This is a genomic window from Micromonospora sp. WMMD967 (assembly GCF_029626165.1).
In the GTDB taxonomy this organism is placed as follows: domain Bacteria; phylum Actinomycetota; class Actinomycetes; order Mycobacteriales; family Micromonosporaceae; genus Micromonospora; species Micromonospora taraxaci.
The window spans coordinates 1,678,234-1,702,148 of the sequence record NZ_JARUBK010000001.1; the positions used below are offsets into that span (position 1 = coordinate 1,678,234).

General features: G+C 71.5%; 18 protein-coding genes. 12 read left to right on the forward strand and 6 right to left on the reverse strand.

The window, feature by feature from the left end:
* Positions 1-42: 42 nt before the first annotated feature.
* Positions 43-2,316, forward strand: a complete 2,274-nt coding sequence (locus O7631_RS07965; protein WP_278143680.1) for a glycoside hydrolase family 27 protein — start codon at positions 43-45, stop codon at positions 2,314-2,316.
* Positions 2,317-2,460: 144 nt separating this feature from the next.
* Positions 2,461-2,889 (forward strand): hypothetical protein, encoded by a 429-nt coding sequence (locus tag O7631_RS07970; protein ID WP_278143681.1) that lies wholly within the window; start codon positions 2,461-2,463, stop codon positions 2,887-2,889.
* Positions 2,890-2,921: 32 nt separating this feature from the next.
* On the opposite strand, the gene O7631_RS07975 is transcribed toward O7631_RS07970, so the two are convergent.
* On the reverse strand, positions 2,922-5,423 hold the full coding sequence (locus tag O7631_RS07975) for an AAA family ATPase (protein WP_278143682.1): 2,502 nt from the start codon (positions 5,421-5,423) through the stop codon (positions 2,922-2,924).
* Positions 5,424-5,519: 96 nt separating this feature from the next.
* The gene (locus O7631_RS07980) at positions 5,520-8,534 is read right to left on the reverse strand and encodes a S8 family serine peptidase (protein WP_278143683.1); all 3,015 of its coding nucleotides are present in this window, start codon (positions 8,532-8,534) and stop codon (positions 5,520-5,522) included.
* 242 nt (positions 8,535-8,776) lie between these two features.
* Between O7631_RS07980 and O7631_RS07985 the strand changes: the two genes are divergently transcribed.
* Positions 8,777-9,517, forward strand: a complete 741-nt coding sequence (locus tag O7631_RS07985; protein ID WP_278143684.1) for a serine/threonine protein kinase — start codon at positions 8,777-8,779, stop codon at positions 9,515-9,517.
* A gap of 75 nt (positions 9,518-9,592) precedes the next feature.
* Here O7631_RS07985 and O7631_RS07990 read toward each other — a convergent pair whose 3' ends face one another.
* Together O7631_RS07990 and O7631_RS07995 are read right to left on the reverse strand one after the other, a co-directional pair.
* On the reverse strand, positions 9,593-10,843 hold the full coding sequence (locus tag O7631_RS07990) for an HNH endonuclease signature motif containing protein (protein ID WP_278143685.1): 1,251 nt from the start codon (positions 10,841-10,843) through the stop codon (positions 9,593-9,595).
* Positions 10,844-11,023: 180 nt separating this feature from the next.
* Positions 11,024-11,503 (reverse strand): helix-turn-helix domain-containing protein, encoded by a 480-nt coding sequence (locus O7631_RS07995; RefSeq protein WP_278143686.1) that lies wholly within the window; start codon positions 11,501-11,503, stop codon positions 11,024-11,026.
* A gap of 104 nt (positions 11,504-11,607) precedes the next feature.
* Here O7631_RS07995 and O7631_RS08000 point away from each other — a divergent pair, with 104 nt between their 5' ends.
* A complete protein-coding gene (locus O7631_RS08000; RefSeq protein WP_278143687.1) occupies positions 11,608-13,152 on the forward strand; it encodes an MFS transporter in 1,545 nt (514 codons plus the stop codon).
* Positions 13,153-13,323: 171 nt separating this feature from the next.
* On the opposite strand, the gene O7631_RS08005 is transcribed toward O7631_RS08000, so the two are convergent.
* Positions 13,324-14,190 carry an oxidoreductase gene (locus O7631_RS08005; protein WP_278143688.1) on the reverse strand — a complete coding sequence of 289 codons (867 nt, stop codon included), beginning with the start codon at positions 14,188-14,190 and terminating at the stop codon, positions 13,324-13,326.
* Positions 14,191-14,321: 131 nt separating this feature from the next.
* Here O7631_RS08005 and O7631_RS08010 point away from each other — a divergent pair, with 131 nt between their 5' ends.
* From O7631_RS08010 to O7631_RS08030, 5 genes are all read left to right on the forward strand, one after another.
* Positions 14,322-15,203 (forward strand): helix-turn-helix transcriptional regulator, encoded by an 882-nt coding sequence (locus O7631_RS08010; protein ID WP_278143689.1) that lies wholly within the window; start codon positions 14,322-14,324, stop codon positions 15,201-15,203.
* Between the two features lie 92 nt (positions 15,204-15,295).
* Positions 15,296-15,838, forward strand: a complete 543-nt coding sequence (locus O7631_RS08015; protein WP_278143690.1) for a TetR/AcrR family transcriptional regulator — start codon at positions 15,296-15,298, stop codon at positions 15,836-15,838.
* 90 nt (positions 15,839-15,928) lie between these two features.
* On the forward strand, positions 15,929-16,960 hold the full coding sequence (locus O7631_RS08020; RefSeq protein ID WP_278143691.1) for a medium chain dehydrogenase/reductase family protein: 1,032 nt from the start codon (positions 15,929-15,931) through the stop codon (positions 16,958-16,960).
* Between the two features lie 133 nt (positions 16,961-17,093).
* On the forward strand, positions 17,094-18,335 hold the full coding sequence (locus O7631_RS08025) for a PP2C family protein-serine/threonine phosphatase (protein WP_278143692.1): 1,242 nt from the start codon (positions 17,094-17,096) through the stop codon (positions 18,333-18,335).
* A 68-nt stretch (positions 18,336-18,403) separates the two neighbouring features.
* A complete protein-coding gene (locus O7631_RS08030) occupies positions 18,404-19,471 on the forward strand; it encodes a DUF2855 family protein (protein ID WP_278143693.1) in 1,068 nt (355 codons plus the stop codon).
* 6 nt (positions 19,472-19,477) lie between these two features.
* Here O7631_RS08030 and O7631_RS08035 read toward each other — a convergent pair whose 3' ends face one another.
* Positions 19,478-20,284, reverse strand: coding sequence for an RNA polymerase sigma factor SigF (locus O7631_RS08035; RefSeq protein ID WP_278143695.1), 807 nt, complete (start codon positions 20,282-20,284; stop codon positions 19,478-19,480).
* A 370-nt stretch (positions 20,285-20,654) separates the two neighbouring features.
* Here O7631_RS08035 and O7631_RS08040 point away from each other — a divergent pair, with 370 nt between their 5' ends.
* Genes O7631_RS08040 through O7631_RS08050 form a run of 3 tightly spaced genes read left to right on the forward strand, consistent with a single transcriptional unit; the run spans position 20,655 to position 23,914 of the window.
* The gene (locus tag O7631_RS08040) at positions 20,655-22,526 is read left to right on the forward strand and encodes a sigma-70 family RNA polymerase sigma factor (RefSeq protein WP_278143696.1); all 1,872 of its coding nucleotides are present in this window, start codon (positions 20,655-20,657) and stop codon (positions 22,524-22,526) included.
* The gene (locus O7631_RS08045; RefSeq protein WP_278143697.1) at positions 22,523-23,212 is read left to right on the forward strand and encodes a DUF305 domain-containing protein; all 690 of its coding nucleotides are present in this window, start codon (positions 22,523-22,525) and stop codon (positions 23,210-23,212) included. The genes O7631_RS08040 and O7631_RS08045 overlap by 4 nt, the downstream gene beginning before the upstream one ends.
* Complete coding sequence (locus O7631_RS08050; RefSeq protein WP_278143698.1) at positions 23,213-23,914, forward strand: hypothetical protein; 702 nt, start codon at positions 23,213-23,215, stop codon at positions 23,912-23,914. It abuts the gene before it with no gap.
* The last annotated feature ends 1 nt before the right edge of the window (position 23,915 follow it).

Below are 23,915 nucleotides of genomic sequence, written 5' to 3' on the forward strand. Positions count from 1 at the left end.
CGGAGCACCACCACCCCACCCCCGAGGGACAGGAGTACCTCCATGCGCCTGAACCGACCACTGACCGCCACCCTGGCCGTCCTCGGCCTGGGGCTGGTCAGCCCCACGCCGGCGATGGCCGGCCCACCGCAGCCGACCCCACCGCCAGCCGGCACCTCTCCCGCCGGTCCGCCGGTGGCCGGCCGGCCCCCCGCAGGCCCGCCGCCGGTCGCTTCCGGCCCGGGTCGCCCCGGCCACGCCCCGGCCGACACCGGCGCGGAGGACCAGGGCGCGCCCACCTACTTCAACAGCGGTCTCGCCCCGACGCCCTACCAGGGCTGGAACACCTACTTCGGCCTCGGTGGCGACCCCACCGAGGCCGAAGTACGGTCCGTCACCGACTTCATGGTCCACAGTGGCCTCCGCGACGCCGGCTACACCTACGTCTGGATCGACGGCAACTGGGCCGCGCCCACCCCCCGCAACGAAGCCGGCCAGCTCGTCGCCGACCCGGCCCGCTTCCCCGGCGGGATGGCCGCGCTGGCCGCGTACATCCACAGCAAGGGGATGAAAGCCGGCATCTACACCGACGCCGGCCCCTATCTGCCGGGGCAGTGCGGGCTGGGCAGCAACGGCCACTACCAGGCCGACGTCAACCAGTTCGCCGGCTGGGGCTTCGACGCGCTCAAGGCCGACTGGCTCTGCGGTCGAGCTGCCGGCCTCGACCCGGAGGCCACCTTCCGTGAGCTCGCCGAGGCGGTACGCCAGTCACCGCGCCCGATGCTGCTCAACATCTGCAACCCGGTCAGCTCCGACTGGGGTGGCGGCCCGTACACCCCGGAACAGCTCTCCACCTGGAGCTACACGTACGCGCCCACCATCGCCGACTCCTGGCGCACGTACACCGACGTGGGGCTCACGGACCCGACCCCGCAGTGGGCGTACCCGTGGGTGCTGCGCAACATGGACGTCAACGCGTACCACCCGGCGGCCACCGGGCCGGGGCACTACAACGACCCGGATTACCTGCTGCCGATGCGCCCACTGCCCGACGGCGGGTACGAGTTGAGCCTTGACGAGTCCAAGACGCAGCTCGGCATGTGGGCCATCATGGCGGCGCCGCTGGTGATCGGCTCCGACCCGCGTGGCCTGCCGAAGGAGATGATCTCGGCGTTGACCAACCCGGAGATCATCGCCGTGGACCAGGATCGGTTTGTCCGACAGGGCGTCAAGGTCGCCGACACCGGCACCAACGCGCAGGTCTGGAGCAAGGTGCTGAACGGCTCCGGCAAACGGGCCGTCGCGCTGCTCAACCGCCACGACAGCGCCCAGCGGGTCACTGTGAACTTCGCCGACGTCGCGCTCGGTGGCGCGGTCCGCGTCCGTGACCTCTGGTCCCGCGCCGACGTGGACGCCCAGCCCGACACCGCCGGAGTCCAGCCGTTCACCGGCTCGTACACCGTCGAGGTGCCGGCACACGGGGTGGCCATGCTCGGCCTGACCGGCACCGACCAGGTCGCCGGCGTCGACCTCGGCGGCACCGCGAGCGCCAGCCCGGCGCTGGTCCGGGTCGACGACACGCACGCCACCGCCTTCGTGCGTGATGCTTCCGGCGCGCTGGCCGTCAACACCCGCACCGGTACGACGTGGGGAAGGAACTGGACCTCACTCGGTGGCCCGGTCGGCGGCCGGATCCTCGGCCAGCCAGCGGCGTACGCCTCCGCCGGTGGACGGCTCGACGTCTTCGTCCGCGGCACCGACAACGCGGCCTGGCAGCGCAGCTACACCGCCGGCACGTGGGGACCGTGGCGCAGCCTCGGTGGCACGTTGACCGATGCGCCGACGGTGGCCTGGACCAGCCCGACCCAGTGGACGCTCGTCGGTCGTGGTGCCGACGGCCAGCTCTGGACGCGTACCCCGAGCACCGGCTGGACCGGCGTCGGAGCACCGGAGAACCGGCCGTTCTACGGCCGGCCCAGCGCTGTCGTCGACGACGCCGGCGTCCTGCACGTGGCGGTCCGCAGCCGCACCGACGAGGTGTGGTGGAGCAGCCGCACCGGCACCACCTGGTCGGCCTGGACCAACCTGGGCGGCACCACCAACGGCAGTCCGACCCTGCTCGCCACCTCTGGCCGGGTCTACCTGTTCTCGCTGGCCGCCGACAACCGGCTGTGGCAGCGCAACATGACCGACGGCGCCTGGGGCGGCTGGTTCCAACGTGGTGAGTTCGCCACCGACGCGTTCCGGGGTGCGCCCGGCGCCGCCGCCGGTGCCAACGGCAGTGCCTGGCTGGCGGTACGCGGGGTGGACAACCGCGTACACCAGGTCGTCCTCTGATCCGCGGGTGGCGGGCCGTCGACCAGGTCGCGGCGGCTCGCCACCTCGGGGCGTTGACCGGCCAGTGACGGAGGTCGATGATGGGAGGCGGTCACCCTCCGTCCACCCCGGGCGGGTGGGGCCACCGGGGACGGAGGACATGCGATGCCACGCACCCGCCGCTTGACCGCATTGACGCTGGCACTCGTACTGCCAATGCTCGCGCTCGTCGGCGCCGCACCGGCGGCCGCCGCCACCCCCACCCTGGAGATCAACTCAGTGACCCTGGTGGCCAAGGGCGCCGGTGTGCGTCTGGACTACCAGGTGACCTGTGACGAGGGCTCCTACGGCAGCCTGCTGACTGCCACGATCACCCAGGCCGTCGGCAACCGCATCGCCTACGCGTCCGAGCCGCATCCCGGCGGCTGGACCTGCACCGGCCAGCCCCAACCGTTGTGGGCGCTCTTCCCGGCCGATGTCGCTGGTGTTCCGTTCCGTACCGGCGAGGCGCTGCTGCTGGTGTGGCTCTCCGCCTGCCCCGGCGCGAACTGTGAGTACGGCCGAGCTGAACAGGTGGTGCGGATCGTCCGCTGACACCGGGTAGACCGCTGGTGCGCGGCGCCGGCTCAGGCCGGGACGAGGTCGCGGCATCGACCCAGGGCGGCCCGGGCCAATGGCGTGTCACGGCCGGCGATCCCGGCTTCCAGTTCGGCGACGGCCGCCGCGGCCCGGGCCGGTTCACCCGCCGCGGCTGCGGCCTCGGCCAGCACCAGCACCGCGTCGGCAGCCCACGCCAGGATGCCCTTGCCGCGCACCACTGATAGCGCCTCCGTCGCGTGCCGGACCGCCTCGTCCGGTCGCCCGACCACGGTCAGTCGGGCCAGCGCCGAGAGTGCCTGCACCAGCGGCCAGACCGCGCCCACCCGGCGGGCGTCGGCGACCACCTCACGCAGCGCCCGCTCGGCCGACTCCACCTCGTCGCGACCTCTGCCGCTGTCGCCGAGCCCGGCGCAACCCTGGGTGCTGCTGTCGTGCCCCCCGGTGCTGCCAGCTCGTCCGGCGATGGCGGTGAGCGCCAGCACGGTGGCCAGTTCGGCGCGCGCGTCCAGCAGGGTGACCGGCATCCGTTCGGCCGTGGTGACCAGCCGGGTGAGCCGCTCGGCCAGCCCGTCGAACCTCCCGGCGGCCCGGCTCAGCGACAACTCGGTCGCCTCCACCAGGGCGGTCAGCCGCTCGTACCCGGTCTCGTCGACCAACGCCCGACCGGCGGCCAGGAGCGTCTCGGCCTGCTCCGGATGCCCGGCGTGCAACGCGCCCTGCGCCCAGTTCAGGCAGGCTCGGGCGTGCTCCCTGGGTCGGTCGGCCAGCTCGGCGGACGCGCGCAGCTCGGTGATGATCGACCAGGCTGCCGGGTCGCCCAGCTCCAGCAGCAGCGACGCTCGGGCGATCCGGGCCGCGAGGTGTGCCGCCGGGTCGCCGCTGGCCGTCGCGGCGCTCTCCGCCTCCGTACACCTGGCCAGGTGGTCGTCGACGTGCCGGCCGACGACGGTGTCCGGGGCCGCCAGCACCGCGAGCGCCGGGGCCTTGCGGCGCGGTGCGCGCAGGTACGGCACGGCCCGCTCGATCTCGGTGTACCCCCGCAGTGCCTCGCCCTGTTGACGCAGCATGCGCCCGAGCACCAGGCCCAGTTCGCCCCGGGCGCCGGGCGGCAGCCGTCGGTCGGCGAGCAGCCGCTCCAGCACCGGGATCGCCTCCGCCTGGCTGAGCCCGTCGATGGCCGACCGACCCAGCTTCGCGGCGAGCCGAACCCGCACCGGTCGGGGAAGCTCGGCGACGTCCATGGTCTGCAGCAGGAAGCTGGCGGCGGTCGCGTCGTCGCCGCGTTCGGTGGCCAGGTCGGCGGCAGCCTCCGCGTTGCGGACGAAGTCAGCCCCGCTGCCGGCCAACCGGTAGTGGTGCGCCAGTTGGGCGACGGGCCTCGGTAACTCCTGTTCCAGCACCCGTGCGACCCGCAGGTGCAGCCACTCCCGATTCGGCCGGGGGACCAGGTCGTACACCACCTGTCGGGCCAGGTCGTGACGGAACCGCAGACCGTCCCCGCCGTCGTGCAGCAGTCCCGCCCGGTGGGCGGCGGTCATCGCCGAGCCGACAGTCACCCGGTCCAGGTTGAGTGCCGAGGCGAGAATGCGCTGGTCCGGTGCCATCCCCAGCACCGCGGCGGCCCCGAGCACCTCCCGGGTGCCCTCGTCGAGCGGGCGCAGCCGCCAGAGCAGCACGTCGCGCAGGACGAACGGGACGCTGTCGTCCGCCAACGGGTCACCGCCGCGCTCGGCGAGCGTACGCAGCACCTCCTCCACCACGAACGGGATGCCCGCGGTCCGGTCGAGCAGAGTGGCGGTGAGCTGCTGCGGAGGGTCGTCGAGCCGCAGGGTCCGGGCGGCCAGTCGGCGTACGTCGTCGGCGTCCAGTGGACCGAGCGGAACCCGGGTGACGCTCCACGGTGGGGTCCGGGCCAACGCGTCGTGGATGGGCGTACTGCCTCCGGGCGCCGCCGTGCGGGCGGTCAGCACCACGGCCAGCCCGTCCACCGGGTGGGTGGCCAGGTAGCCGAGGAACTCGCAGGTCGCCGGGTCGGCCCAGTGCAGGTCTTCGAGGAGCAGCGTGGCGGGGCTCAGCGCGGCGAGCACCGAGGCGACGGCCCGGATCAGCCGGTGTCGTTCGGCCGCCGGATCGGTCAACGGGGGCGGCGCGGCCGGAAGTACGTCGGCCAGTTCGGGGAGCAGGGGCGCGAGAGCACCGGCGACTGGGCTCACCGCACCGAGCCGGTCGGCGCTGCCCCGGATCGCGTCCAGGAGTACGCCGAGCGGGAAGGGTTCCGGTACGTCGTCGCACTCGCCGACCACGTGGTGCCCGGGAAGTCCGGTGAGCAGTTCGGCGACCAACCGGCTCTTGCCGATCCCGGGTTCACCCTCCAGCAGGATCAGGCACGGTGGGGCTTCGGCGAGCCGGCGGAGCTGGGCCAGTTCGGCCGTCCGGCCGACGAACTCGACGGGTCCACGCAGACGTTCGGGGCGGACGGGAGTTGGGCCCCCGCCGCCCCGCGTCTTGTCATCGTCGCCGTCGATCACCGTGCGCCGAGCAGATCACCTCTGCGGATGGCGCCGATGATCCGGCGGACCGGCGGTGACCTGGGTCACACGCCGGTCCGCCGGGTGGGGGAGCGGTCAGGACTGGATGGTGACGGGCACGGTCTTCAGCGAGCCGTCACCGTTGCGGAACTCCACCACACCCACGTAGCGCTGCCCCGGGGCGAGGTCGACCCAGCGCATTGTCAGGTTCGCCGTCGCGCCCGGTTGCACGGAGCGCTGCTTCGGGTCGACGGTGAACCGGCCGGTGGACGTGCCGGGCGCCCCCGGCAGGTAGCTGGTGATGGTGTACGCGTTCGCACCGTCCTTGATGTTCTCGGTGAACTCCTGCTCCACCACCACGATGTAGTCACCGGCACCGTCCGGCAGGCTGACCTTGGCGCCGATCCGGGTGCTGGCCGTGGCGGTGACGAACTTCCCCGACGTGTCGTAGACGTTGAGGCTGAACTCCGTGCACTCCATCACGCCCTCCTCGTCCTCCCAGTCGATGTGGGAGCAGGTGGGTCGTGCCGACGTCACGTGGATCTCCGGGCTGCGGGTGCCGGCCGGTACGTGCAGGGTGGTCCTGCTGATCGACGCGGGCAGCGGCACCGGCAGGTTGTTCGACGTGCTCCAGTCCCAGCTCGGCCCGTCACCCTTCAGGGTCACCGCGGTGCTCGTACCCGAGGTCAGGCCGGAGACCTGGGAGATCAGCTGACCCTTGTAGCCGACCTCGGCGGGGATCCGGACGCTACCGAAGGTGCCCTTGCCGGTGATGGCGTCGGGGGTCACCAGTCCGGAGTTGTGCACGACCAGCGGGCTGCGTACCTCGTGCTTGAACTGGTCGCGCCAGGTCAGCGAGCCGTCGGCCCAGGTGTCGAACGCGCCGCCGGTGTTGGTGACCTCGACCGTGAAGCGGCCGCTGTGGCCGGGACGGATCTTCATCTTCGCCGGCGTGACAGTGACCTTGTAGCCCGGCGGGGCCTGCACCGACGAGGTGTAGGTGCTGGTCTTGTCGCTGACGTTGGTGACCGTGCGGGTCACACTCTGCTTGCCCACCATCCGACCCAGCGAGATGGACGGGTAGTTGAGCTGGGCGGTGTCGATCGCGCCGATCGTGTCGCAGCCCTCCAGGTCGCCGAGCCCGTAGTCGCTGCCCCGGTCGGCGGACACCCCGCAGAGGTACTTGATCCAGTCCTGCTGGTTGGAGTCGTAGACCAGGCCCGGGTCGAAGGCGCTGCCCGGCTCCACCTGCCCGGCACCGTAGTTCAGCGGGGTCGCGTCGTACGTACCGATCTTGATCGGGTTGCCCTTGTCGGTCTTGTCGACGGCGCTGGTCATCAGCGCCGAGCGGACCGCGGCCGGCGACCATCCGGGGTGCTTGGCGAGCAGCAGCGCGGCGATACCGGCGATGTGCGGCGCCGCCATCGAGGTGCCCGACTCCAGGGCGAAGTCGTTGCCGCCGATGGACGGGGAGAATGCGGCAACGATGTCCTGACCAGGCGCGCTGATGTCCGGCTTGAGGAGTTCACCGGCGTTCAGGTTCGACGGGCCCGCCGAGGAGAACGCCGCTACGGCGGGGGCCTCGACGGTCTCCAGCCTGCTCGGTGAGATGGTGGCCGTGGCGTTGCCAGTGGCGACGTACGCGGTGACGGTGGCCAGGTCGACCTCGTTGATGTGCACCGTCGGCACCGTCTGCACGTCGGCGTTGAGGGAGTTCAGTTCCTCGTTGTAGAGCACCATGCCGACCCCGCCGGCCCGCGCCACCTCGATGCTCTTGTCGGTGCGGGGGATCTCCCCGCGTACGCAGAGCACGATCGCGCCCTTCACCTTGGCCGGGTCCAACGTGTCGTCGGCGCAGAGGCCGGCACCGTAGGCGCCGTCGGGGTCGAGCGCGCTGTCCTTCGCGAAGACCAGTCGGGCCGGGCCGACACCGGTCTCGCCCATGCCCACGCCGGCGATGGTCGTGCCGTTGCCGAGGGTGAGCTTGCGGGTGTTCTGCCGGTCGGTGGTGCTCGCGGCCACAGTGGTCAGCCAGGGCGTCGAGTTGTCGACGGTGTTGGCGAACGGTCCGGAGTTTCCCGCGGCGGCGGCGACGAACACCCCGGCGGCGGCGGCGTTGAAGAACGTCGCGTCCACGGCGCCGAACTGCTCGGTGTCGTCACCGATCGAGTAGTTGATCACGTCGACACCGTCGGCGACCGCGTCGTCGATGGCGTGCACGATGTCGATGTCGGTTCCGGTCGCGCCACCGGCACCGTTGTCGTACAGCGCCTTGTAGATCGCGAGCCGGGCAGCCGGCGCCATGCCGGAGATCATCCCGAGGTCCTGGGTGCCCGACGTCGCCCGTACGCCGTGGATGCCGGCCGCGGTGCTGGCGGTGTGGGTGCCGTGACCGTTGCGGTCGCGGGGCGAGGAGTAGTCGTCCGGGAAGGCCTCGGCGATGCCGCTGTCGTTGTACCAGCGGGCACCGATCACCTTGTTGTTGCAGGTGACAGGCGCCTCGACACCGACGTCGCAGGTGCCCTTCCACTTGGCGTCGATGATCGCCTGGTCGGGGCGAGGGCTGGGCAGCGGCGCGAAACTCGCGCTCTCCGGCCAGTAGCCGCTGTCGATGACCCCGATGATGACGCCCTCGCCCGCACGGGAGTCCCCGCCGAACTCCTTCTTCCACACCCCGCCCTTGCCGGTCAGGCCCAGGTAGTCAGGGGTGTGTGAGGTGGCCGCGTGCACCTTCCGGCTCTCGTACACCGCCCGCACACCGCGCGTGGCCCGTAGCCGGGCGGCCTGCGGCCCGGTCAGGTCGGCGGCGAAGCCGTTGAAGGCGGTCTCCATGGTGACGCGGGTGCGCTCGGCCGGCACGCCGACGCGGTCCAGCACGGACGTGCGCTGCTGGCGCAGGTGATCGCGGTACGCCTTCGCGCTGCCCGATGTGCGGTTCAGCTTCGCGCCGTCGGTGGGCTTGGTCGCCGCGATGCCCGGAACACCACCGGTGTACGTGGCCAGCGGCTCCTCGTCGAGCTGGACGAGGTAACGGGCGGTCGGTCCGCTGTTCGTCGGTGCGGCCGCGGCGCTGTCGGGCAGACTGGTCAGGCCGGCTGCGGTCAGCGCCACGGCAGCCAGCATGCTGACCCCGCGCCTGGCCCGTCCGGTCCGATGTGCGTTCGTTTGTGGCACGTCGTTTGCCTCCACGTTCGGTGCCGGCCGCCACGACTGATGACGGTGGCCGAAACCTAGGAGCGGTAACGATCATCGAGAAGCACCCGCAACCTGGCCGTAACGTCGGAAACAATCTCGTAACACAACGGGTACTTTGCGCGTCATTTGGGAGCTGATTCGCGGTGGGGATGCGTCGGATGTCAGTGCCGTCGATCGAGGCGGCCTTCGTCGTCTTCGATGCCCAAGGCTCCGGGTGTCGCTCCTACGGCGTCGAAGAGGCGGGCCAGCGCTGGTTCGTCAAGACAGCCACCACGGCCACGGGCCGCGCGTCGCTGGACCGTGCCTGTGCGGTGCACGCCGCGATCCGCCACCCGGTGATCGTTCGTCCAGTGCGGACAACCCACGGGCCGGCCGGTCCGACGCTCGTCTACCCCTGGTACGACGGTGACGTCCTGAACCACGCCACGGCCCACGGTGCCGACCGCAGAGGGCTGGCCCGTTTCCAGCAACTGCCAGTGTCACAGGTGGAGGCGGCGCTCGACGCGATCCTCGACGCCCATCTCGCCGTCAGCGCCGCCGGGTTCGTCGCTGTCGACCTCTACGACGGCTGCTTCCTGTACGACTTCTCCACCGGTCGGATGCGCCTGATCGACCTCGACGAGTACCGGCCCGGGCCGTTCGTGCTCGACGCTGACCGCCTTCCCGGCTCTCGCCGCTACATGGCGCCGGAGGAGTTCGTCAGTGGCGCGGTGATCGACGAGCGGACCACAGTGCACCTGCTCGGCCGCACCCTGCACCACCTTCTCGACTCTGCGAAGGGCTGGCGGGGCAACAGCGAGCAGCGCCGGGTCGTGGAACGGGCAACCAGAGAGATGCCCACCGCTCGTTACGCCGACGTGCCAGCACTGGTCCGCGCCTGGCGCTCGAGGGCATCCTGACGCCCTCGACTGTGCGGCTGCGCTGGCCTGCCGAGCTGGCCGTCGGTCTCGGGGCTCCGGCGGTCGCCGAGCGGCCTACGTCCGTCGGTGGTAGTGGTTGCGGCGGGGAAGTTGGTCGGGGTCGAGCCAGGCCGGTGGCACGAACTCCGGTTTGCCGTCGTCGCCGAGGCGGATTGTCCACTTGCTGTGGTGGATGTGTCGGTGGTGGTGGCCGCAGAGCAGGACGGAGTTGGTGAGGTTGGTGGGGCCGCCGTCGGCCCAGTGGCGGATGTGGTGGGCGGCGCACCAGCGGGGTGGGCGGTCGCAGCCGGGAAAGGCGCATCCGCCGTCGCGTAGCACCAGCGCCCTTCGCATTGGGCCGGTGAGGAGTCGGCGTTGTCGACCGACGTCGAGGACCTGGCCGGCGCCGCCGAGGACGGCGGGCAGGATGGCAGCGTCGCAGGCCAGCCGGCGCACGGTGTCGGGGGTGAGCTGCAGGCCGACGTCGAGCGCGCCGGAGCCCAGTTGCTGGGTCAGGGCGTCGTAGCTGGTGGTGACGACGATCTGGGCGGGGTCGCCGCCGTTGTCGGGCAGCTCGCCGGTGCGGAGGGCGAGTCGGCAGATGTCGGCGAGGGCGTCGTGGCGGCGTTGCCCGGACGATCGTGTGTCGTCTGGGCCGGTGGGTGCGGTGAGTGGGTCGATGGCGGCGCGCAGCAGGCCGGCGGTCTCGGCGTCGAGGATGCCGGTGAGTCGCAGGCGACCGTCGGTTTGCGTGGAGAGGGTGAGGTGTCGGTCGCGGGTGGCGCGGGCGTCGTCGGCGGCGAGGGCGGCTGCTGCGGCGGCGTCGGCGAGGTCGGGGGCGACGTGGTCGAGGATCCGGGTGCCCATGCGACGCAGCATGGTGGGGTCGAACTGCCCCGCCCACTCGACGAGCACGCCGACCGCCTTGTCGGCGGTTTCGGCATCAGCTGTCCTGTGCACGGTGGTGGCAGTGTCGGCGATGACGCGGGCCTGGTCCAGGCTGATGGCACCATCGGCCAGCGCGTGCCGGATGCCAGGGTGGCCGGTGTCCAGGGCGGTGGCGAGGTCGACCAGGCGGCGGGCGGCAGGAACGGTCATGCGCAGGCGTTCGCGTAGCCACACGGCGGTGGTGGAGGCGCCGTGGGCGCGGGCGGTGCCGCGGCCGTCGATCTCGCGGACCAGGGTCAGGGTGACGGCGGCGAGGCGTTGCTGAAGGCGGTGCGCGGCGTCGAGCGCGGCGATCAGGTCGTGCTCCGGCAGGGACCAGGCGGCGGCGTCGACGCAGGCAGCGACCGCGTCGTCTGCCTGCGCCAACTCCTCGACCATGACCAGAGACTAGAACAGGTGTACGACAAAACTCAGTCGTCAAGATCGATGCGTGGTGGCAGTGGTCGAGGCGGCGGCCGCCCGATTGGTTGCCTACTGGTAGCAGTCGCGCGGCTGGGACTGCTGGCGGAGGCCGGGGCGTCGCTCACCCTGATGGCCGCCGCAGGGTGGGCCGCCGCGTCAGACGCGTCGGATTGCTCCGGGTCCGGCGTTGACGTCGATGTCGCTGCTTTCCACCTCGTGCCCTGCTGCGCAGCGGAGCACCGCGCGTATCGGCTCTCCACAGTCGTGGTGGGTGGAGGTGACGGACGGACCGGCCTCGTCGGCGGCCCAGGTGTCGCCCCAGTTGCGCAGTGCGGTGATCACGGGCAGGAGTTCGCGGCCCTTGCGGGTAAGTTGGTACTCGTGGCGGGTGCGCTGCCCCGGCTCCCGGTAGGGGATCCGTTCGAGCAGGTTGGCGGCGACCATCTCCTTGAGGCGGGCGGCCATGGCGGGCTCGCCCACGCCGACCCGCCGGACGAAGTCGTCGAAGCGGCGTGTGCCGAGCAGTGCCTCACGCATGATCAGGACGGTCGACCTGCTGCCCACGATGTCCATCGCCCGGGCCACCGAGCAGTTCGCAGTCGACCAGGAGTCGCGATCTTCCCGTAGGTCTTCCATGTGGTTCAGCCTACCTGACTTGCGTCGGCACTAGCCAGGTGCTTCACTGGGACGCTGCTGGCTTATGCAGATGCAAGTCAGCCCGACCAGCACCGAGGACGCCAGTGACCACCAACACCACGGCCCCGATCGCGGCCACGCCAGCCATCGCGCGGCCGTCGCTCCGCGGCTCTCGCACGATGACCCTGATCGCCACGTGTCTGGGCGCGATGATCACGTTCCTGCAGATCACCGCGACCGTTTCCGCCCTGACGACCATCCAGCGTGACCTTCGGATCGACCCCACCACCGTGATCTGGATCCCCAGCGCCTACACCCTCGTCGTGGCGAGCATGGTGCTGTCCGCCGCCACGCTGGGCAACCGCTACGGACGGCGGCGCATGTTCGGCACCGGCGTCATCGCCATGATCGTTGGCGGCGCCGTGGTGGCCGGTGCCCCCACCGCTGCCTGGGTGATCGTCGGGCAGTTGGTCGCCGGCCTCGGCGGGGCCCTGATCCTGCCCAACAGCCTCGCGATCCTCGGCGCGACCTTCACCGACCCGCACCGGCGAACCGAGGTCATCACCGCGTGGTCCGCGGCTTCCGGCATCGGCCTCGCGGTCGGCCCGCTCATCGCCGGCGCGCTGCTGCAGCACTACCAGTGGCACAGCGTCTACCTGTCGACGATCGTGCTGGGTGTGGTCACGCTCGTCGTCGCCGCCATCGGAGTGGCGGAGTCCCGGCCGAGTGCCGCCCGACTCGACGTACCCGGCCTGCTGCTCGGCACCGTCGCCATAGCCGCCGCCGTCTACGCGATGATCCAGGGCGGCAAGGACGGCTACACCAGCCCGGCGATGGTGGCCGCCTGGGTGGTGGCGGCCGTGGCGCTCGTCGGGTTCGTGCTGGTCGAGTTGCGCACCAGCGCGCCGATGCTCGACGTACGGCTGTTCCGGTCCGGTTCGTTCAGCGCCGTCATGGTCGTCGCCGCGGTGTCGTTGTTCGGCTTCACGGGCGTGGCCATCCTGCTGGTCCTGTTCCACGAGCGTGCGCAGGCACTCAGCCCGCTGGACACCGGCTGGCGGATGCTGGCGCTGTTCGGCGTCTACGCGGCTGCGGCCTTCGGCGCCGGGCGGCTGATCCGCCGTACCGGATTCAAGGCGCCCCTCACCGCCGGTCTCGTCCTCGGTGCCGTGGCCAGCTTCGGGCTGGCCGCTCAGGGTCCGACGACCTCGTTCGGCCAGCGTTGGCCACTGCTCGCGCTGTTCGGCGCAGCCAGCGCGCTGGTGGTGGCCCCGGCCACGGCGGCGGCGTTGGCCAGCGTCGCACCCGCTCAGGCGGGCATGGCCTCCGGCGCGGTCAACGCCGCCCGCCAGGTGGGCTCGGTGATCGGCTCGTCGCTGCTGGGGACGCTGCTCACCACCACGATGCTGGCCGACCTCCCGGACCGGCTCGCCGCCCACCAGGTGGGTGAGCCGACCCGGACGGCCGTGCAGGCGGCGGTGGCCGCTGGCGCCACCGGCGACCAGCCACTGCCCGATCCGGTCCGGTCGGCGCTGGCCGAGGCGCTGATTTCTGGTGTCCAGGCGGGCCTGCGGATCAACGGCATCGTCTTCCTGGTGACCGCCGTGCTCGCGCTCGCCGTGATCCGCAACCGGCCCCACGAACACTAGGGCCTGTTTCATAAGAACTGGCCGGCCTGCGGCGGGCCCGGACGACGCCCGGCGGCGTTGCGGTTTCGTCCGGATACAACACCGGTATCCGGACGAAACCGCGCCTTGCCGGATGGCCGCCCGGACTCCGCCTCGGCTCGACCGCCCTTATGAAACAGGCCCTAGAACCGGCTAGGCGGCGACCGCGTCCAGTTCCTCGATCGCGTCGGCCGGCAGCTTCAGATCGGCGGCGGCGATGTTCTCCCGCAGGTGCGCCACGCTCGACGTGCCGGGGATCAGCACGGTGGTCGGGGAGCGCTGGAGCAGCCAGGCCAGGGCGACCTGCTGCGGCGAGGCACCCACTCGGGCGGCAACGCCGTCGAGCGTGTCGGACTGCAACGGCGTGAACCCACCGAGCGGAAAGAACGCAGCGAACGCGATGTTCTCCGCCGCGCACCTGTCGACCAGGGCGTCATCCCGGCGGTTGGCGAGGTTGTAGAGGTTCTGCACAGTCACCACCGGTGCGATGGCCTGGGCCTCGGTGAGCTGGTTCAGCGTGACGCCGCTGAGCCCGAGGTGCCGGATCAGGCCCTGCTGCCGTAGTTCCGCCAGCGCGGCGAACTGCTCACCGAGGGGCGCGTCAGTGGTGCTCTCCGACATGCCCACCCGCAGGTTGACGACGTCGAGGACGTCCAGGCCGAGGTGCCGGAGGTTGTTCTGGACCTGGACCTTCAGGTCCGCCGGCTCCAGGGCCGGGATCCAGGAGCCGTCGTCGCCGCGCCGCGCGCCGACCTTGGTGACCAGGTGCAGATCTTCGGGGTACGGGTGCAGCGCCTCCCGGATCAGTTCGTTGACCACCACCGGGCCGTAGAAGTCGCTCGTGTCGATGTGCCGGACACCCAGGTCGACGGCCTCACGGAGCACCGCGAGCGCCTGCTCACGGTCGCGGGGAGGGCCGAAGACCCCGGGGCCGGCCAACTGCATCGCCCCGTAACCCATCCGGCTCACTGTGAGGCCGTCGGCCAGGGTCAGCGGGCCGCCGGGAAGGTTCTCGCTCATGTCGTCCTCGATCCGTCATCGCAGTGGATAGCTGCGACTGTGCGTCGGCGGCCGTTCGGCCGGCAGGGCGAGTTGTTCCTGGTAGTGACACGACCAGTCACCGGTCGGCGAAGCGGCCTACCGTCGAGGACATGGACGCGACCAACCAGCTCGGCGACTTCCTGCGTGCCCGTCGGGAGCAGATTCGACCCGAGGATGTCGGGCTCGGTCCGGGCGTGGGTCTGCGTCGGGTGCCGGGGCTGCGGCGCGAGGAGGTGGCGATGCTGGCGGGCATCAGCGCCGACTACTACCTGCGGTTGGAGCAGGGGCGCGAAAGGCACCCCTCGGTGCAGGTGCTCGATGCGCTCGCCGGGGTGCTGCGGTTGGAGCCGGAGGCGACCGCGTACATGATCGGGCTGACCCGGGTGCGTTCGCGTCGGGCGGCCCGGCCGTCCGCCGAGCGGGTGCCGGCCAGCATCCTGCACCTGGTGCGGCAGCTTTCCATGCCGGCGTTCGTGCAGAACCGCTATCTCGACATCTTGGCCTCGAACCCGATGGCGAGGGCGCTGTCGCCGAATCTCGCCCCGGGGGCCAACCGGCTCCGCGCGGTGTTCCTGGACGAGGCCGAGCAGAACCTGTTCCGGGACTGGCGGCAGGCGATGCAGAGCGTGGTGGGGCAGATGCGTGCCGACTCGGCCGGAGACGCGGACGACCCGCGGCTGGCCGCGCTGGTGGGGGAGTTGTCGATCAAGAGTGAGTGCTTTCGCCGGTTGTGGGCACGCCACGAGGTACGTCGCCGCGAGGGCGTGGTCAGCCGACTCCACCATCCGGAGGTGGGGGACCTCGACCTGTACTGCGACAAGTTGGCGGTCGCCGGCGCCGACGGGCAGCTGCTGGTGATCTACCACGCCGAGCCCGGTACGGAGTCGGCGCGCTCGTTGGCCCTGCTCGGCTCGATCGCCGCCAGCAGGGCCGACGACGTCCCGGACAGCCTCCGGCCCGGCGATCCGGCCCGTCTCTACCCGCTGGAGTGAGCGCGGCCGTCGAGGACACCCCGGCCGCTCCTGCGCAACGCGCCTGAGCACGGGCTTGACGAGTCGTTGTTTGTGAGTGCACACTTACAAACATGCGATCGACCGCCGAGGCCCGCCGGGTCACCGTCCTGAACGCCGCCGTGTCGGCGTTCGCGCGCACCGGCTTCCACGCCACGCCGGTCACCGCCGTGGCCGCCGCCGCGGGCATCTCCGAGGCGTACGTGTTCCGGCTCTTCTCCGGCAAGCTCGGGTTGTTCGTGGCGGCTGCCGGTGCGTGCTTCGAACGGATCGCCACGGCGATCGAGGCGGGGGCGGAGCGCGCCGCGGGTGGCAGCCCGGAGGAGGTGCTCGACGCGATGGGCGGTGCCTACGCCGAGCTGATCGCCGACCGAGATCTGCTGCTCTTCCAGGTCCAGGCGCAGGCCGTCACGGACATCCCCGAGATCGCCGAGGCGGTCCGCGCCGGCTACCGCCGGGTCGCGACCTTCGTGCAGGACCGGGCCGGTGCCAGCGACGCGCAGGTGCAGCAGTTCTTCGCGTACGGGCAGCTCTGCCACCTGATCGTGACCGCAGGTTTGGAGCAGGTGCCGGAGCCGTGGGCTCGCGCTCTGACCGCCGGCATCCGTCACCCCTGATCCGACGCTCGACAGTGGGCCGCGCTGGCGGCCCGTTTTTCGGATTTCAGAAGTGTGTGAGTGCACACTTACAAACAAGAGGAGAAGCCGATGACCACCGACACGACGATCACCGAAGTGGTGCTGCCCGGCGTGGTCGAGCCTGACGGGCTCCAGCTGCACCGACGCGCCATGCCCGTACCTGCTCGGGGGCAGGCCCTCGTCCAGGTCGAGGCCACCGGCATCTCGTTCGCCGAGCAGCAGATGCGCCGGGCCCTCTACCCCGGCCAGCCGAAGTTCCCGTTCGTTCCCGGCTACGACCTCGTCGGCACGATCCGGGCCGTCGGCCCCGGAGGTGACGACTCACTGGTCGGCACCCGGGTGGCGGCGGTCACCAAGACCGGCGCCTGGGCCACCCACGCGCTCGTCGACGTCGACGTCCTGACCCCCGTACCGGTGGATCTCGATCCCGCCGAGGCCGAGACCGTGGTGGTCAACGGGGTGACCGCCTGGCAGATGCTGCGCGGCGCAGACCTGCGGGCCGGGCAGACCATCCTCGTGCACGGCGCGAACGGTGGCGTCGGAACCGTGCTCGTCCAACTCGGCCGCCACCTCGGCCTGCGGGTCATCGGCACCGCCGCCGCGCGGCACCACGCAGACCTGCGCGACCTCGGCGTCGAACCACTCGACTACCGCGATCCGGACCTGGCCGCACGGGTCCGTGAGTTGTCGCTGGGCGGCGTCGACGCGGTCTTCGACCCGGTCGCCGGGCCCGGTGTCCGCACTTCCTACGGCCTGCTCGCCCCCGGCGGCAAGCTGGTCGTCTACGGCAACGCCGCCGCGGTGGGCACCGGCCAGTCGGTGCTGTGGGTCTTCGTGAAGCTGCTGACCCGCCTCTACACCTGGAACGCGTTGCCGAACGGCCACCGGGCCGGCTTTTACAACTTCTGGGCCGGCAGCCTCACTCGACGCGCCTCGTTCCGGCGTCGTCTGCGCGGCGACCTCGGCATCGTGCTCGACCTGCTGCGGCAGGGAGTGATCGTGCCGCAGATCGCCGCCCGGTACCCGCTCGGCGAGGTCTCCAGCGCACTGGTGTTCGCCGAGACCCGCAGCCGGGCCGGCAAGGTGGTGCTCGAACCCTGACCCGAGTGCCTGTCGAGGGCGCTGGTGCGGCAGCCCGCGCCGCCACGGCTACTGTCGGCAGGCGACGGGCTGTCGCGCTGTTCGCCGCGACCGGGTCGACCGCCGGTGACAGGGACGCCACCGTGCTCCTACGGTGGGGTACGACACGGGGGAGGTGGGCGTGGCCGACGTCGGCGAAGTGGTGCGTTGGCTGCAGCTCAACGCGCCCCGAGGTGGGCCGGACGAGCTGTCCCAGCTGGTCGCCCGGGCAGCTCCCTCCATCAACGCCAGTGAGATCGTCATCTATCTGGCCGACTACACGCAGTCTCTCCTCGTGCCCCTGCTCGGCAACGGTCTGGTCCGAGCCGAGCAGTCGGTCGAGACGACCCTCGCCGGCCGGGCCTTCACCACCCTCGACATCCAGCGCGCGCCCGACAACCCCGATCGGATCTGGGTCCCCCTGTTGCTCGGGTGCGAGCGGATGGGTGTGCTGGAGATCGTCTCGCCGGAGGCCGCCACCGATACGATGGACGGCCCCGCGTGGGAGGTGGCGGTCAACGTCGCTCAGATCCTGGTCAACCGCCGGCTCTACGGTGACGTGGTCGAGCGGATGCGGCGCCGTCTCCCGATGCAGGTGGCAGCCGAGATCGTGTGGGGCCTGCTCCCGCCGCTGACCTTCGCGACCGACGACCTGGTGATCACCGCCATCCTCGAACCGTGTTACGACGTCGGCGGCGACATCTTCGACTACGCGCTGAACGACGACGTGCTCAGCGTCGGGCTCTTCGACACGTGTGGGCACGGCATCAAGGCGAGCACGCTCGCCTCACTCGTCGTCAGCGCGTACCGCAACGCCCGCCGGAGTGGCCTCGGCCTGGTGGACACGGCGATCAGCATCGACAGGTGGGTGCGATCCGAGCACCCGAACTTCTTCGCGACCGGGTTGCTCGCCGAGCTGGACCGCCGGACGGGCCGCCTGAGCATGATCAACGCAGGTCACCCCGGCGCGATGCTGTTGCGCGACGGCAAGGCCATTCGCGAGCTTCCGGGGCCGACCGCGCTGCCGCTCGGCCTGGGCCACCTCTCACCCCGTCGTCCGAGGGTGCACGTGGAGGACCTGCACCCGGGCGACCGCATCCTCGGCTACACCGACGGCATCACCGATGCGCGCAGCGCCGACGGGGAGCAGTTCGGGCTGGACCGGCTGGTCGACTTCGTCAATCGGGCCCTGAACGACCAGTTGCCCAGCCCGGAGACGATGCGTCGGCTGGTACGCGCCGTCGTCGGATACCAGGACGACACGCTGGAGGACGACGCCACGGCTCTCTTCGTGGAGTGGCGACCGCCGCACCTACCGTTGGCGCACCTGCGCGACCTGGCCGCCGAACGCTCCTGACCGAGCGAGTGGGATTTTGCACTCGCAGTGCACTTGTCTCCCTTCGTGGTCGTGTCTAGCGTCACCTCATGGCCGACTCATGGACCTTCGCGGTGACGCGTGACGACCTCGGGCAGACCACGCTCGTCGACGGTGCCGCGCCGGTCGCGGCCGACGGCGAAGCCGTACTGCGGGTGGATCGCGTCGGAGTCACCGCCAACAACGTGACCTACGCGGTGCTCGGCGACGCGATGCGCTACTGGGAGTTCTTCCCGCCGTCTCCCCGTGGGCTCGGGCCGCAGTGGGGCCTGCCGCCGCTCTGGGGTTTCGCCGAGGTGGTCGACTCGACGGTTCCCGGCGTCGAGGTGGGGCAGCGGGTCTACGGATACCTGCCACCCGCGGGTCACCTGCTGGTACGTCCCGACCGGGTGGACGTCTCCGGCTTCCGCGACGTCAGCCCGCACCGGGCCGAGTTGCCGTCGCCGTACAACGCGTACCGGTCGACCAGCGGGGACCCGGCGTACCGGCCCGACCAGGAAGACCTGCTGATCCTGTTCCGGCCGCTGTTCTTCACCTCGTTCATGCTGGCCGACCAGGTCGTCGACAACGACTTCTACGGTGCCGAGTCACTGCTCGTGTCGTCGGCGTCGAGCAAGACCGCGTACGCCGCCGCGTTCGAGCTGCGCGGTCGCGGGCCGCGCCTGGTCGGGCTCACGTCGCCCGGCAACCTCGCCTTCACCCGGTCGCTGGGCTGCTACGACGACGTCGTCTCGTACGACGACATCGACGCTGTCGACGCCGTCCCGACCGTCTACCTCGATCTGTCCGGCGCGCCTTCGACCCGTGCCGCCCTGCGCCGGCACCTCGGCGACCGGCTCGTCCGGGACATCGCGGTAGGGCTCACCAACCAGACACCGAACGCCGACGCCGCCGAGGAGGTGTTCTTCGCGCCGGTCCAGATGCGCAAGCGCAGCCAGGACTGGGGCCGCGACGGTCTCGACAGACGGTTCACCGAGGCCTGGCAACGCTTCACCGCCGTCGTGGGCGGGTGGCTCGACGTCCAGGTGGGGGTGGGTCCGGAGGCCCTCCGCGAGGCGTGGCTCGACGTGCTCGCGGGCCGTACGCCGCCGCGGGTGGGCCGCGTCGTCCAACTCTGAGCAATCTCAGGAGGCGCTGTCGTCGGACAGGTGGCGGCGCAGCGTGGCCAGCGATCGACTGATCAGTCGGGAGACGTGCATCTGCGAGACGCCGATCTGGTCGGCGATCTGGGCCTGGGTCAGGTTGCCGTGGAAGCGCAGGCTCAGGATCTCGCGTTCCCGCTCCGGCAACGTGGCGAGGGCCGGGCCGAGGGCGACCCGGATCTCGACGAGGTCGAACTCGTGGTCGTCGCCGCCGAGGGTGTCCGAGAGTTCCCGGTCGCCGTCCACCCCGATCGGGGTGGACAGTGACGTGGCCCGGTAGGCGCGGGCGCCCTCCAACCCCTCCAGCACGGTCTCCTCGGAGAGGTCGAGGTAGGACGCGATGTCGGCCACCGTCGGCGAGCGGCCCAGGGTCTGGGTCAGCGTGCTGTTCGCCGCGCTGATCGACAGACGTAGCTCCTGGAGGCGGCGGGGAACGCGCACTGCCCAGGTGCGGTCGCGGAAGTACCGCTTGATCTCGCCGATGATCGTGGGGATGGCGTACCCGGTGAAGTCGATGCCCCGGCTGGGGTCGAAGTTGTCGACGGCCTTGATGAGCCCGACCGACGCGGTCTGGGTCAGGTCCTCGTCGGCGGCGCCTCGCCCGGCGTAGCGGCGGGCCAGGTGGCGGGCGAGCGGCAACCACGCCTCGATGACGTGGTCCCGCAGGGCTGGGCGGCGAGGGTCGTCGGCCGGGGTCGCCGCCATGGTGGCCAGCAGGTCGTCCGGGCTCTGGTCGCCGCCGCGCTGACGGAGGAGGGTGCTGGTCGATGTGCCGACGATGCTGGACATGTGCTGGTCCTTCCCGCAGGCCCGTCGATCGGGGTCGACCGGAAAGGATCTCCGAACCGGTTCTCACCGGGGCGCACGTGCGGGCGGGGGTGCGCTGTCGTAAGGCACGATCACGGGCCTCACCACCGCGTCATGTCGTTCACTTGATGGCGTGAACGCTACCCGAAAGACCTATTAATTACTAGCCGAAAGTACGATGCCCCTGCGAGCGGGTCTCCATCGATCCGCTGCTCACGGCCCTGGGTGGTCCTCGGCCCGTCGGCGGACCGACAATTCTGTAATCCGACCCCACGCTGCCAGTCTCCGATCCTGAGGGCGGTCAACGCGCAGCGTGGGCGCCGCGCGGACGAGCACACGAGGAGTGACGCAGATGTCGCCAGCCGGTCGAGCACTACCCGATGCCGGGTTGGTCGTCGCGGCCCGACAGGGCGACCAGCGCGCCCTCGACGACGTCGTCGCGGCCTCGCTACCGCTGGTCTACAACATCGTCGGGCGTGCGCTGCGCGGTCACGCCGACGTCGACGACGTGGTCCAGGAGACGTTGGTACGGGTCATCAGGTACCTCCCCGCGCTCAACGACCCGGCGGCGTACCGATCGTGGCTGGTGGCGATCGCCATCCGTCAGGTGCGCGACTGGGAACAGCGCCGACGCGTCGCGCTCAACCGCGACGCCGGGCTGGACGCCATCCACAACGTGCCCGACCCCGCCTCCGACTTCGCTGGGATGACCATCCTGCGGCTCGGCCTCACCGACCAGCGGCGGGAGGTCGCCGAGGCGACCCGTTGGCTCGACCCGGACGACCAGGAGTTGCTGTCGCTGTGGTGGCTGGAGGAGACCGGCGAGATCGCCCGTAACGAGGTCGCCGACGCGCTCGGACTGTCACCGGGGCACGTCGCGGTGCGGATCCACCGGATGAAGGAGCAGATCCAGAGCGCCCGTGGCGTCGTACGCGCGCTGCGTGCCCGGCCGGGCTGCCCCGACCTGCAGGCAGTGACCGCCGAATGGGACGGCACGCCCAGCCCGCTGTGGCGCAAGCGACTGGCCCGACACGTCCGTGACTGCGCGGTGTGCGGGCAACTCGGCTCCACGCTGCTGCCGATCGACAGGTTGCTCGCCGGCCTGCCGATGCTGCCGCTGCCGGCGGGCCTCACCGCCCACTTCCCGGGCACGGCCGCGCCGACCGCCGCCGCGCAGGTCGTCGGGCCGCCGAGTACGACAGCCGCACCCGGTGCCGGGCCGACCCCACCCTCCGACGCGGGCGGCGGGCCCAGTGTCGTCGACCTCGCGATGAACCGGCCCCGTGGCCTCGTCCCATCGCTGGCCGCGGGCGTGGCCGCGGCCGTCCTGGCCATCACCATGGCGGTCGTGATCCTGCCGGACGATCCGTCCGCACCATCCTGGGCCGCTCCGCCGTCCGCGGCGCCGACCGCCGCCGCCCCGCCGAGCGTCGCTCCGTCGCCGAGCGCGCGGCCCTCGTCGAAGGCCCCGGTCGCCCCGGCCGTCAGCTCCGCTCGCAAGGGCGTCGGAGTGTGGAACTTCGCCGGGGCCAGCCAGGCGCTCGCGGCCTCGAAGGCCGGCTGGTACTACACCTGGGGCACCCAGCACCCGGGGATCAGCACCCCGAGGGGTGTCACGTTCGTGCCCATGATCCGCAGCGCGGAGAACGTCACCGCCCCGGAACTGGCCAGGGCGAAGGCGGCGGGGCCGGATCTGCTCACCTTCAACGAGCCGGACATGCCCGAGCAGGCCAACATGACCGTCGAGCAGGCACTCGACCTGTGGCCGCAGTTGATGGCGACGGGCAGCAGACTGGGCAGCCCGGCGGTCGCCGTCGGCGCGCCCGATCCGCAGGGTTGGCTCGACCGGTTCATGACCGGCGCCCAGGCCCGCGGTCACCGGGTGGACTTCATCACCGTGCACTGGTTCGGTGCCGACTTCGCGACCGCCGCAGCGGTCGACCAGCTCCGGCAGTACCTCCAGGCCGTCTACCAGCGGTACCGCAAACCGATCTGGCTGACGGAGTTCGCCCTGATCCGCTTCGACGGCGGCGGTGCGCAGTTCCCCGGCCAGGAACAGCAGGCGGCCTTCCTCACGGCGGCCACCGCCATGCTCGGTCAGCTCACCTACGTGCAGCGCTACGCGTGGTTCGGCCTGCCGGCCACGGACAAGGACCGGTCCGGGTTGTTCAGCAGCGGAACCCAGACGACAGCGGTCGGCCGCGCCTTCCAGGCCGCCCGTTGAGCGGGCCCGCGCCGGTGGAGTCGCCGGTCACCGCCGGACGCTCCGGGGTCGACGGCCGTGTCTGGCGGATCGTCGGTGTCGTCGCGACCCTGGTCGCGACGACGCTGGCCGTCGGCCTCAGCCAGGGTTGGGGCAGTGCCGACCGAGCGGCGGACCGGTCGGCTGCCGTTCCGCCGACGGCGGCCGCCTCGCCCGCCGCCGTGCCGACCGTGCCCGTGGTGCTCAACGGCACCGACGACGCCTTCATCCAGCTGCTGATCCCGATGAACGAGGGTGCGCTCGCGCTGATCGACCACCTCGACACCCGGCCGACGGGGGCCGACCCGTCACTGCGGGCCCTCCTCGACGACCTTCGGCAGGCGCACCAGGCCGAGTTGCGGGACCTGCGCGGGATCCTCGCCGCAGGCAACGTTCCGGAGCTGAACATCCACGAGGGGCACCAGATGCCCGGCATGGTCACCGCTGCCAGTCTCGACGAGTTGCGAGCCAGGCCCGACGCCGAGGTGCCGTCCCGGGCGGCTGCCCTGCTGCGGGCGCACCTCGCGCAGACGGTGGTGCTGTGCCGGGGCGAGCAGACCGCCGGCGGTAGCCCCGAGCTGAAGGCGCTCGCCGGCCGGATCCAGCGGGCACGGGCCACCGAGCTGAGCGCTCTGGACGGCCAGACCGGCGCTCCGCGGGTCGACTGAGTGTCTGACCTGCACGCCGTCGTCCGTACCCCGACCCGGGTGCCACCGGCGGCCCACCGTGCCGAGGTGTCGCCGGTCGTCCGTCCAGCCCGGCGCGCGGCACACCGTACCCAGGTCTCCTCGCCACGGCGTGCGGTCACGACGGCGACCTCGGGGCCGACCGCGCGGTGGCGGGGTGGTCATCGCCGCGCCGCCGGGCGGAGCGCGATCGTCACCTCGATCCTGACGATGAGTGCCGGGTGGTTGTTCGCGATCCTTGTCGCGCCGCACCTCAGCCTCTCGCCGGGTTGGCGGATGGTCGCCCTCTTCTGCCACCTGACCTGCCTCGTGGTGGGCTTCGGCGCGGTGCTGACGGTGGACTGGATCAGCCTCCGCTGGCTGCTCCGCCGGGAGTCGCTCGGGAACGTGCTGACCGCCGCACGCGGCGTGCACCTGCTCATCTGGCTGGGTCTGGTGGGTCTCCTGGTCAGCGGCGCGGCCCTGGGCCCGGACACGTCGTCCGGGCTGGTCTGGGTCAAGCTGCTCGCGGTGTTGGCGGTGGGCGTCAACGGGTTGTTCCTCGGTCGTGTCCGGGACCGACTCACCGCCGTGGACGGCCCTCCGCCCTGGTCGGCTCTGCTCGCCGGCGTCGTCGCGGCCACCGTCTCCCAGGTGGGCTGGTGGACCGCGACCCTGATCGGCTTCTGGAGCGCCAACAGCTGAC

What these genes read in the sequence shown, in the direction of transcription:
- O7631_RS08010 (WP_278143689.1), top strand. Translation starts at nt 14,322, where the DNA reads ATGGACGCGACCAACCAGCTCGGCGACTTCCTGCGTGCCCGTCGGGAG.
- O7631_RS08035 (WP_278143695.1), bottom strand. Translation starts at nt 20,284, where the DNA reads ATGTCCAGCATCGTCGGCACATCGACCAGCACCCTCCTCCGTCAGCGC.
- O7631_RS07990 (WP_278143685.1), bottom strand. Translation starts at nt 10,843, where the DNA reads ATGGTCGAGGAGTTGGCGCAGGCAGACGACGCGGTCGCTGCCTGCGTC.
- O7631_RS08005 (WP_278143688.1), bottom strand. Translation starts at nt 14,190, where the DNA reads ATGAGCGAGAACCTTCCCGGCGGCCCGCTGACCCTGGCCGACGGCCTC.
- O7631_RS07970 (WP_278143681.1), top strand. Translation starts at nt 2,461, where the DNA reads ATGCCACGCACCCGCCGCTTGACCGCATTGACGCTGGCACTCGTACTG.
- O7631_RS07985 (WP_278143684.1), top strand. Translation starts at nt 8,777, where the DNA reads ATGTCAGTGCCGTCGATCGAGGCGGCCTTCGTCGTCTTCGATGCCCAA.
- O7631_RS07965 (WP_278143680.1), top strand. Translation starts at nt 43, where the DNA reads ATGCGCCTGAACCGACCACTGACCGCCACCCTGGCCGTCCTCGGCCTG.
- O7631_RS08015 (WP_278143690.1), top strand. Translation starts at nt 15,296, where the DNA reads ATGCGATCGACCGCCGAGGCCCGCCGGGTCACCGTCCTGAACGCCGCC.
- O7631_RS08040 (WP_278143696.1), top strand. Translation starts at nt 20,655, where the DNA reads ATGTCGCCAGCCGGTCGAGCACTACCCGATGCCGGGTTGGTCGTCGCG.
- O7631_RS08020 (WP_278143691.1), top strand. Translation starts at nt 15,929, where the DNA reads ATGACCACCGACACGACGATCACCGAAGTGGTGCTGCCCGGCGTGGTC.
- O7631_RS07995 (WP_278143686.1), bottom strand. Translation starts at nt 11,503, where the DNA reads ATGGAAGACCTACGGGAAGATCGCGACTCCTGGTCGACTGCGAACTGC.
- O7631_RS08030 (WP_278143693.1), top strand. Translation starts at nt 18,404, where the DNA reads ATGGCCGACTCATGGACCTTCGCGGTGACGCGTGACGACCTCGGGCAG.